General features: G+C 61.1%; 10 protein-coding genes. 9 read left to right on the top strand and 1 reads right to left on the bottom strand.

Going from position 1 to position 10510, the window contains the following annotated elements; translation table 11 throughout:
• Positions 1-102 precede the first annotated feature (102 nt).
• On the top strand, positions 103-1398 hold the full coding sequence (locus VEJ16_10915) for a replication-associated recombination protein A (GenBank protein ID HYB10173.1): 1296 nt from the start codon (positions 103-105) through the stop codon (positions 1396-1398).
• A gap of 5 nt (positions 1399-1403) precedes the next feature.
• On the top strand, positions 1404-2396 hold the full coding sequence (locus VEJ16_10920) for an RluA family pseudouridine synthase (GenBank protein ID HYB10174.1): 993 nt from the start codon (positions 1404-1406) through the stop codon (positions 2394-2396).
• Here the strand turns inward: VEJ16_10920 and VEJ16_10925 are convergent.
• The gene (locus tag VEJ16_10925) at positions 2393-3628 is read right to left on the bottom strand and encodes an MFS transporter (GenBank protein HYB10175.1); all 1236 of its coding nucleotides are present in this window, start codon (positions 3626-3628) and stop codon (positions 2393-2395) included. The two genes, VEJ16_10920 and VEJ16_10925, sit on opposite strands and share 4 nt — an antisense overlap.
• A 158-nt stretch (positions 3629-3786) precedes the next feature.
• Between VEJ16_10925 and VEJ16_10930 the strand changes: the two genes are divergently transcribed.
• The 7 genes from VEJ16_10930 to VEJ16_10960 all read left to right on the top strand — a co-directional run bounded on the left by VEJ16_10930 (position 3787) and on the right by VEJ16_10960 (position 10415).
• Complete coding sequence (locus tag VEJ16_10930; protein ID HYB10176.1) at positions 3787-4464, top strand: HAD-IA family hydrolase; 678 nt, start codon at positions 3787-3789, stop codon at positions 4462-4464.
• Positions 4461-5171, top strand: a complete 711-nt coding sequence (locus VEJ16_10935) for an ATP12 family protein (protein HYB10177.1) — start codon at positions 4461-4463, stop codon at positions 5169-5171. Before VEJ16_10930 ends, VEJ16_10935 begins: the two co-directional genes overlap by 4 nt.
• Before the next feature lie 323 nt (positions 5172-5494).
• Positions 5495-7027 (top strand): acyl-CoA carboxylase subunit beta, encoded by a 1533-nt coding sequence (locus tag VEJ16_10940; GenBank protein ID HYB10178.1) that lies wholly within the window; start codon positions 5495-5497, stop codon positions 7025-7027.
• A gap of 196 nt (positions 7028-7223) precedes the next feature.
• Positions 7224-7448 carry a 2TM domain-containing protein gene (locus tag VEJ16_10945; GenBank protein HYB10179.1) on the top strand — a complete coding sequence of 75 codons (225 nt, stop codon included), beginning with the start codon at positions 7224-7226 and terminating at the stop codon, positions 7446-7448.
• A 9-nt stretch (positions 7449-7457) separates the two neighbouring features.
• Entirely contained in the window at positions 7458-7817 is a 360-nt protein-coding gene (locus VEJ16_10950; GenBank protein HYB10180.1) for a DOPA 4,5-dioxygenase family protein, read from the top strand.
• 249 nt (positions 7818-8066) lie between these two features.
• Entirely contained in the window at positions 8067-10055 is a 1989-nt protein-coding gene (locus tag VEJ16_10955) for an acetyl/propionyl/methylcrotonyl-CoA carboxylase subunit alpha (GenBank protein HYB10181.1), read from the top strand.
• Positions 10056-10121: 66 nt separating this feature from the next.
• A complete protein-coding gene (locus VEJ16_10960; protein ID HYB10182.1) occupies positions 10122-10415 on the top strand; it encodes an acylphosphatase in 294 nt (97 codons plus the stop codon).
• Positions 10416-10510 lie beyond the last annotated feature (95 nt).

Genomic DNA, 10510 nt, shown 5'->3' on the forward strand with positions numbered 1-10510 from the left:
CACCGTCGCGGATTTACGCCAGGCGGTCGCCGGCAACAGCGACAACTGGACCTTGAGTATCCGTCGCGGCGACAGGGTGCTCTCGGTCACCGTCCGAGGGTGATGAGCCTCTTCGAGGATCAGGCCCCAAGACCGCTTGCGGATCGGCTCCGTCCGCACCGGCTGTCGGAAGTGGTAGGCCAGGACCATCTGCTGGGACGCGACGCGCCGATCGGCCGCATGGTGGCGCAGCATCGCCTTGCCTCGATGATACTCTGGGGACCGCCCGGCTGCGGCAAAACCACCATTGCGCGACTGCTCGCGGATGCCACTTCGATGCATTTCGAGCCGCTTTCGGCAGTGTTTTCGGGCGTTGCCGACCTGCGAAGGATTTTTGACGCCGCAAGAAAGCGGCGCGAAATGGGCGAGGGAACGCTCCTCTTCGTCGACGAAATTCACCGCTTCAATCGTGCCCAGCAGGACGGCTTCCTGCCCTATGTCGAGGACGGTACCGTCATCCTCGTTGGTGCAACCACGGAAAATCCTTCCTTCGAGCTCAATGCGGCCCTGCTCTCGCGCTGCCAGGTCCTGGTCTTGCGCCGCCTCGACGACGCGACCCTCGAAATTTTACTCGCCCGTGCGGAAGCAGCCGAAGGGCGAAAACTTCCAATCGATACGGACGCACGCGCCGCCCTTCGCGCGATGGCTGACGGCGATGGACGCTTCGTCCTCAATCTGGCCGAGGAGCTTTTCGCCCTGAAGGCCGTCAAGCCGCTGGATACCCAGGCGCTCATGCAAGCCGTGCAGCGGCGGGCCCCGCTTTACGACAAATCTCAGGAAGGCCACTACAACCTCATCTCCGCCCTTCATAAAAGCCTCCGTGGCTCGGATGCGGACGCCGGGCTTTATTGGTTGGCGCGGATGCTCGCGGGCGGGGAAGATCCCCGGTACATCGCACGGCGCCTCACGCGTTTTGCCGTCGAGGATATTGGCCTCGCCGACCCAAACGCCCTGCCTCAGGCGCTCGCCGCCTGGGAAGCTTACGAACGACTCGGCTCACCCGAGGGTGAGCTTGCAATCGCACAACTGGTGATTTATCTCGCCACGTCGCCGAAATCGAATTCGGCTTATGCGGCGATGGGCTCCGCAATGCGCGCGGCCAAGGAGACGGGATCGCTCACGCCTCCCATGCACATCCTCAATGCGCCAACCAGACTCATGAAGGACTTGGGCTACGGCAAGGGCTATGCCTACGATCACGACGAAGCCGATGCGTTTTCGGGCCAGAACTATTTCCCGGATGGTATGGCGAGGCAGATTTTTTACATGCCCGCCGAGCGCGGTTTCGAACGTGAGATCAAGAAACGCCTCGAATATTGGGCGCGCCTGCGCGAGAAAAAACAGGGCGGAGATTCGTGAGGGGCATGGTCGAGATACTTGCCGTTCGCGAGGAGGAGGCGGGGCAGCGCCTTGACCGGTGGTTCAAGCACCGATTTCCAGCACTCGGTCACGCGCGCCTGGAAAAACTCCTGCGTACCGGCCAGATCCGCATCGATGGCAAGCGTGCCAAGGCGGGTGCGCGCCTCGAGGCAGGACAAAGTGTTCGCATTCCGCCTCTGGGTGCGTTCATTTCAGACGACGCCCGTCCGCCCGACAAAGGCCGTGACACGATCTCGGCGGCCGACCGCAATTTGATTAGACAACTCGTGCTTTATCGCGATGACGAAATAATTGCTCTCAACAAGCCGCCCGGACTCGCCGTCCAGGGCGGTACCGGCACCGAGCGTCACATTGACGGCATGCTCGATGCCTTGCGCTTCGGGTCGTCAGAACGACCGCGCCTCGTTCATAGACTGGATCGGGACACGAGTGGGGTGCTTCTGCTCGGCCGGACTGCCGCCGCTGCGGCAAAACTCGCCGAGGCTTTTCGCGGCAAAACAACCCGTAAGATCTATTGGGCGATAACAGTTGGCGTTCCAAGGCCCTTGCGAGGGAAAGTCGACATCTCAATCGCCAAGCACCCGGGTCAGGGCGGGGAGCGCATGATGCCGGACGACGAAGTCGGCAAGCACGCGGTCAGCTACTACAGCGTCGTCGAAAATCTCGGGCGAAAAGCGGCCTGGGTTGCGCTTTGGCCCGTCACGGGACGCACACATCAGCTTCGCGTCCACATGGCGGAAGTCGGAACGCCGATTCAAGGCGACCGAAAATACGGCGGTTCGGTCGCGTTTCTCGCTGGAGGTGGGCTTTCCCGCAAGCTTCACCTCCATGCTAGGGCCATCGCACTGCCCCATCCGCGGACGGGCCGGCCGATTATCGTGACGGCTCCACTGCCGAGCCATATGCAAGCGACATGGCGGCTCTTCGGTTTCGATCCGAATTGGAGCGAAGATCCCTTCGCTGCACTTGCCGATTAAGCAGCGCCGACGACGCGAAGTGGTGTGCGCAACGGAAGCGTTAGCGGCGCCACGAGAAGCACCATAACCGCAACGACAACGAGGGTGGGCGTCATGCCGATTGCGTCGCGGCATACGCCGTAAATTGTAGGCGCAGCCGCACTTGCCCCGATACCAACCGTATAGAAGATCCCGAAGCCGCGGGCACGTCTGTCCGCGGGAAGAAGATCGGCAACCGTACCGTACAAGACCGACGACGTGCCATTGAGCGCCATGCCCGCGAACGGAAGCAACATCAAGGATGCGGTCACGGGCAGGGGCAGGAGCATCAGGATCGCCGCTGCGGTGGCGCATTCAGTGATGATGACCGTTCGAAGAATTCCAACGCGATTTGCAATGACTCCGCATACGAATTTACCGGCGGCACCGCCAACGAAGACAAACGTCATGGCCAGGCCGACAGTCGTCAGCGAAGCACCCTTCTCGCCGAGCAGGAATGGGAGGAAGACCAGAAAGCCGCCGCGCGTGGCGCTGTCGACAATGCCGATTGCGCAAAGCGCCAAAAAGCCGCGCCGGGCACCCGCTAACCACGCGCTACCCTTCGATGCGGTCGCGTCTTGCGACTTCTGTGCCGCGTGAGGCTGGCGTCGGCCAAGCTGTGCCAACAGCCAGACCATCGCAAGCGCCACCGCAATCGTAATCGCGCCAAGGGCTTTCGCCGTGAATCGCCAATCGGATAGGGAGATCGCCCAGGCTGCAAGTGCCGGCAATAGCGCCTTCCCGACGTCGCCCGCGAAGTTGTAGGCGCTGAGTGCTGCGCGGAGGCGGGGACCCTCGAACTGGCGGGCGATCAGGGACGAGCTGACCGGATGCTGGACACTCGACCCGGCGCCACTAAGTGCCAGGCACGCCCCAACGATCACAAAGGCACCTGCCCATCCGGCAAGCAGGAAGCCGAGGCCAGCGAGTGCCGTGCCGACAACGAGTATCCCGCTCTCGCCAAGGCGTTCCGATGCGTAGCCCGACGGGACTTGGAGGCCGGCAAGTGCCCCCGAGTAGACCGTCTTCAAGAGGCCGATCTCCGTGAAGGATAGACCGAACTCGCCTTGCCAAATGGGCAGCAAGACATAGAGCACATTGCTCAGTCCGTCGTGGAGGACATGTGCCCCGCTGCACGCCAAAAGGGCGCCGCGACTTCGGATCGGCGTTTCAGGCGTCTCGATTCTATGGGGAGTGTCGATCGAAGTGTCCATGCTGGCCGGGCGGCAGTCTATGATGGGGTGACAGCCGGGCGCAACGGCGCATTCTCCCCGGCGGGCTAGCTGCCGGATCGGCTGACGATTGCCGCATTGCGCGAGCGGCGCGAAATCCGGGACTTCCCTTGCAGCAGCATTTCGACCACAAATAGGCCATGCGTTCCTTGTCTTCCTTGCGCCTCGCCGTATTCGACTGCGACGGCACACTTGTCGATAGCCAACACACGATCTTCAAGGCCGTGAGTACGGCGTTTCAGTCGCTTGGGGCAGCACCGCCGCGACCCGAACAATCGCGGCGCGTTATTGGCCTACCGCTTCGGGAGGCCCTAGCCGCCCTAGCCTTGCCTGACTCGGGGCTTGACCCCGCACTGTTGGCCGAGCGCTACAGGGACGCATTCGCCGCGGCGCGCGCGCGGCACGATGTCGAAGAGCCGCTTTTCCCCGGCGCCATCGAAGCGCTCGACGCCCTCGAGGCGGACGGCTTTCTCCTTGGCGTCGCGAGCGGCAAGGGCCTTCGGGGACTCGAACGAACGCTCGGCCGCCATGATATTCTCGGCCGCTTCGTCACCTTGCAAACGAGCGATGTTGGCCCCGGGAAGCCCAATCCCGACATGCTTTTGCGGGCGATGGCGGATACGGGCGTGGAGGCTCCCGCCTGCGCCATGATCGGCGACACGGTCTTCGATGTCCAGATGGCGAGGGCGGCGGGCGCCAAGGCCGTTGGCGTCGCCTGGGGCTACCACGACGTGGATGAACTTGAAGCCGCCGGCGCTCACGCGATCGCGGCCACTTTCCTCGAGGTCCCCCGCACCGTCCACAGGCTTGTGCCGTGACTCGCGTCGGTGGCAAGCGTCTCTTCAAAGATGTGGCTGTTGCCGAGCTCGACGACGGCTACGGCATACTCCTCGATGAGAAAAGCGTGCGTACGCCCAAACGGCATGCCCTGCGGCTTCCGACCCGGCCGCTTGCGGACGCGATCGCCGCGGAGTGGCAGGCCCAAAGGGAGAATGTCGATCCCAAAACGATGCCGCTTACACGGTTGGCCGGGTCGGCAATCGACCTCGTTGCACCAAATCGGGCAGAAGTTATCGAGCGTACGGCCGCCTACGCGGCGACCGATCTACTTTGTTACCGAGCAGAGGGACCGCGACCGCTCATGGAACGTCAGGATCGCAGCTGGCAACCGTTGATCGACTGGGCGGGACGTCGATTCAGTGCTCCGCTCGCGATCACTCGCGGAATCATGGCGGTCGATCAGCCCGAGGAGACGCTTCGTGCGCTGACGCTGGCCGTCGATTCCTTCGACGATATGCGGCTGACTGCGCTCGCGGCCGCGACGGCCGAGTGCGGCTCACTCGTCCTGGCGCTTGCCCTGGCGGAGCGTGAGATCGACGCGGAAACCGCCTTCGAACTTTCGCAACTCGATGAAACTTACCAGATCGAGCTATGGGGCGAAGACCCGGAGGCAGCCGCTCGGCGCAACATCCTTAAGGCCGACATCGCGGCCGCGGCACATTTTCTCCGTCTGCTTGAAGTGTAGGTTCCCTCGGGGGCCGTCTACGCCCTTTAGCGCTCCGCTCCAGGCTGGCCTTGGGGGTGACCGCATGCTATCTGCAATCGTCCTCGTGTGGCGAATACGAAATTCGCCACGTCTGGGTGCGCGACTGTGAGCGAATTTCGGATTCGAGGCCACGCTGGTAATATATTGTATCCAGTACGGTATTCGGATTTGAAGTTCCTGAACGCGGGTGCCGTCAAAGTGACAGGAACTTCAAATCCACCGCACAAGGGCAGGCCCGGTCCCATCGCGGCCCGGGTCGCAAAAGTACTTCGGGTAAAAACATCGGGCGGATGAGAGGCCCCATGCAGGAGATATTGCGAGAACTCGAAAAACAGCGCGCGGGTGCAAGAGCGGGCGGCGGCCAACGCCGGATTGCCGTACAGCACGAGAAAGGGAAGCTCACCGCGCGCGAGCGTATCGATATTCTGCTCGATCCCGGCTCGTTCGAGGAGCGGGATATGTTCGTGGAGCATCGCTGCAACGATTTCGGCATGGCGGAGCAGAAAATTCCCGGCGACGGTGTGGTGACCGGTTGGGGCACCGTGAATGGTCGTCTTGTCTTTGTCTTCAGCCAGGACTTCACCGTCTTTGGCGGCGCACTCTCAGAGGCGCACGCCGAGAAGATTTGCAAAATCATGGATCAAGCGATGAAGGTGGGCGCGCCGGTGATCGGTCTGAACGACTCGGGCGGCGCACGGATTCAGGAAGGTGTGGCATCGCTTGCGGGTTACGCCGAAGTTTTTCAGCGCAATGTGCTTGCATCCGGCGTGGTGCCGCAGGTCTCGCTTATCATGGGGCCATGTGCCGGCGGTGCGGTCTACTCGCCGGCGATGACTGACTTCATCTTCATGGTGAAAGATAGCTCCTACATGTTCGTCACGGGCCCCGATGTCGTGAAGACCGTGACCCACGAGTCGGTAACCCAGGAGGAGCTTGGCGGCGCCGTGACGCACACGACGAAATCCGGCGTCGCGGATTGCGCCTTCGAGAACGATGTCGAGGCGCTCCTCGAGCTCCGCCGATTCATTGACTTCCTTCCCGCAAACAACCGGGAGCTGATGGCGCCGCGACCGACGGACGATTCTCCTGACCGGATTGAGATGTCGCTCGACACGTTGGTGCCGGCAAATCCCAACAAGCCATATGAAATGAAAGAGCTCATCAGCAAGGTCGTCGACGACGGGGACTTCTTCGAACTTCAGCCGGACTATGCAAAAAATATCGTTGTCGGTTTCGCCCGCATGGAAGGGGCCACAGTTGGAATCGTCGCCAACCAACCGATGGTGCTGGCGGGTTGCCTCGATATCGATAGCTCAAAAAAGGCGGCGCGTTTCGTTCGCTTCTGCGACTGCTTCTCGATTCCCATTGTCACCTTTGTCGACGTTCCCGGCTTTCTACCCGGCACCGCGCAGGAATTCGGCGGCATCATCAAGCACGGGGCCAAGCTCCTCTTTGCCTACGCGGAAGCAACCGTACCGAAGGTGACGGTGATCACGCGCAAGGCGTATGGCGGCGCCTATGACGTCATGAGCTCCAAGCACTTACGCGGCGACGTGAATTACGCCTGGCCGACGGCGGAGATCGCGGTCATGGGCCCCAAGGGTGCGGTCGAGATCATATTCCGCCAGGACATCGGAGACGCGGAGAAAATCGCGAAACGTACGGAGGAGTACCGCCAGAAATTCGCGAACCCCTTCGTCGCAGGTCATCGCGGCTTCATCGACGACGTCATCATGCCTCACTCAACGCGCAAGCGCATTTGCCGCTCGCTCGCCATGCTGCGCGCGAAGAAGCTCGAAAACCCTTGGAAGAAGCACGACAACATTCCGCTCTAGTGTGCGAATCCGAAATTCGCCACATTAGGGGGCGGGACCGGGGGCAAATTTCGGATTCAAAGCCACACGAGGAATATATTGTATTTCGCGTGGTATTCGGATTTGAAGTTCCTAAACGCGGATGCCACCAAAATGCTAGGAACTCCAAATCCACCGCACGAGGCGGTTGATTGAACCACGCCGGAGGTGCGGGCGGATGCTTGACGATCGGAACAAGCTCGAGCATGGACGCCGTCGGCTCACCGGACTTCGTCAGCACCTCATCGGTTATTTCGCAGTGAGCGCGGTGTTTGTCGTGTTGAATTTGCTGCTGACGCCGACGACGATCTGGTTCGTGTGGCCAATTGTGGGATGGGGTGGGGTACTTGCAATCCACGCCGCTTACGTGATGGGCATTTTCGGCGAACGGGGAGAAGGCTAGGGGGTCGCCATGACCGAAGTGGATCCTTCCAGAATAATCGACTATCACGCACACGTTTATTTCGACGACGTCCGGACCCGTGCCTTGGCGGTTGAACTCCGTGAGGAGATCGGTGCGCGATTTCCGGTTGCACTTGGCCGCGTTCACGACCGACCGGTCGGGCCCCATACGCGTCCAATGTTTCAAGTTGCGTTTGCAACGGATCTCTTCGGCCGTTTCGTTCCTTGGCTCTCGCTCAATCACAAGGGCCTTTCGGTCCTCATCCACCCGGAGACGGGCGACGATCCGATCGACCACTCGGAGTACGCTCTCTGGCTCGGCGAAAAGCTCCCAGTCGATATCGAATACCTGCGCAGTTTGAAAACGTGATGCCATTGGTTAATAAATTTGCGATAGATCAAATGCTTATTGTGAGCGATGCGAAACGCATCGCGCCACCGAAAGCAGCCGGGGAAGGGCGCTCCGTCGACTGTCGCCAAAAGACGGTCGGCCTGGTTCAGTTCCGGCTCGCCCCTGGTTCGCGATTTGCTCCCCTGCTATAAGCCGTCATAATTGGGTCATGGTCTCGTGGAGATCCACAGAACAGGATCCGGATCGAGGGACGGACGCTCAACAGCAATGTTCAAGAAAATCCTCATTGCAAATCGCGGCGAAATCGCATGCCGGATTATTCGCACGGCACGGCGAATGGGCATTAGGACCGTCGCCATTTATTCGGATGTGGACGCCGAAGCGCTCCACGTGCGCATGGCAGATGAGGCGATCGCGATAGGGCCCGCTCCTTCGGCGCAAAGCTATCTCAATATCGAAAGAGTCGTGGCGGCGGCCAAGGATACGGGCTGCGAAGCCGTCCATCCCGGCTATGGGTTCCTCTCCGAAAATGCCGCATTCGCGCGCGCGCTCGATGAAGCGGGGATCGTATTCATCGCCCCGGGGCAAGCGGCGATCGCCGCAATGGGTGACAAGATCGAATCGAAAAAGATTGCCCTTAAATCGAACGTCAATGTCATCCCCGGTCACAACGACGTCGTCGAGGACCCCGAGGCGGCGACAATGATCGCGCGGAAAATCGGCTATCCCGTGATGATCAAGGCGGCGGCCGGCGGTGGCGGGAAGGGCATGCGAGTCGCCCGTGACGATCGCGAAGTGCTGGACGGCTTTCGATTGGCGCGAAACGAGGCGCACGCTGCCTTCGGCGACGATCGGATCTTCGTCGAGAAGTTCATCGAGGAGCCGCGCCATATCGAGATTCAGGTGCTGGGGGATTCCCACGGTAATGTCGTTTATCTCGGCGAGCGCGAATGTTCGATTCAACGCCGCCACCAAAAGGTTATAGAGGAGGCGCCCAGCCCATTTCTCGACGAGACGACGCGGCGCGCCATGGGCGCTCAAGCAGTGGCGTTGGCGAAGGCAGTCAACTATCGCTCCGCAGGTACCGTCGAATTCATCGTCGACGCCAAGCGCAACTTCTATTTTCTCGAAATGAATACGCGCTTGCAAGTCGAGCATCCCGTGACGGAGCTTGTCACGGGGATCGACCTTGTGGAACAGATGATACGGGTCGCGGCGGGGGAGAGGCTTGCATTTCGACAGGACGACGTGAAGCTCGAAGGCTGGGCGATCGAGACGCGCGTCTATGCCGAGGATCCGTTCCGCAAGTTTCTGCCTTCGATCGGGCGGCTTGTGCGTTACATCCCGCCTGAGACGGACGGCAAGCGCGTTCGGCTGGACGCTGGCGTCGAGGAAGGCGCCGAAATATCTGTTTATTACGATCCCATGATCGCGAAGCTCGTTACCAGCGGGCGCGACCGTGGCGAGGCGATTGCGAACATGCGCAAGTCGCTCGATGCATTTTATGTACGCGGCCTCAACCACAATATCCCCTTCCTTTCGGCGATTATGGCGCACCCGCGATTCACCGCCGGGCGGCTCAACACAGGTTTCATTGCCGAGGAGTTCGGCGAATCTTTCGCGCCGGCCCCACTCGGCGACGACGACGGGAAGCTCTTTGCCGCCGTCGCGACAGTGCTCCGTCGCACCCAGGCTGAACGCGAATGCCTGATCGCCGGCCAATTGCCGGGTCATGAGGCGAAGCCTGCCGATGATTTCGATGTCCTCCTCGGCGACGAGCAATACGCTGTTAAAATCTTGCAGGTGGGCGGGGGCTACGACGTTCGCATCGGTGAGCTGCTTTACGCGATCCGCGGGACATGGCGACTCAGGGATCCTATCCTCGATGCGAGCGTGAACGGGCGCCATATTACGGTGCAAGTCGATCGGCTTGGCCTCGGCTACCGCCTTTCCCAAGGCGGCCTGCGAGCCGATGTGCGAGTCCTTTCCCCGACCGCGGCACAGGCGCTCAAGCTCATGCCGAAGAGGGCGCCGGCCGACCTATCCCGGTACCTCATTTCGCCCATGCCAGGGCTATTGGTTTCACTGACCGTAAAGCTGGGCCAGGAAGTAAAAGCAGGCGAAGAACTCGCGGTCGTCGAGGCGATGAAGATGGAAAATATCCTGCGCGCCGAACGTGACGGCACTATTGCAAGGCTTCACGCTAAACCGGGCGACAGTTTGGCCGTCGATCAGGCTATTCTCGAGTTCGCATGAAACCTCTTCGCTGGATGCGGCGGCGCTGAAAGTGCTGCGGCGCATTCGTTTCGGTTTCGAGGCGATATGAGCGAATCGAGTCGAAGCAAAACCGTCCGAATACGTATCGAGGGGCGCGTGCAGGGCGTATGGTTTCGCGCGTGGACGGGCGACGAGGCCATGAAGCGCGGCGTCAGGGGCTGGGTTCGCAATCGAAAGGATGGGAGTGTGGAGGCCCAATTCTCGGGCCTGGCATCGAGCGTCGACGATATGGTCGAAGTCTGCAAGAGTGGCCCGCCGCACGCCATCGTCCGTGGCGTGATAGCAGCCGAAGCCGAGGATGACGGCGAACCCGGCTTCCGAACGCTTCCGACCGTTTGATGGCTTCCATGATCCGCCTCGACATCCGTGAAATTCGCCAAGACTTCCCAAATTTTCGCGTGGCACTCCTCGTGGCCGACGGCATCGCCATATCG

Source organism: Alphaproteobacteria bacterium, assembly GCA_035625915.1.
GTDB lineage: Bacteria > Pseudomonadota > Alphaproteobacteria > JACZXZ01 > JACZXZ01 > DATDHA01.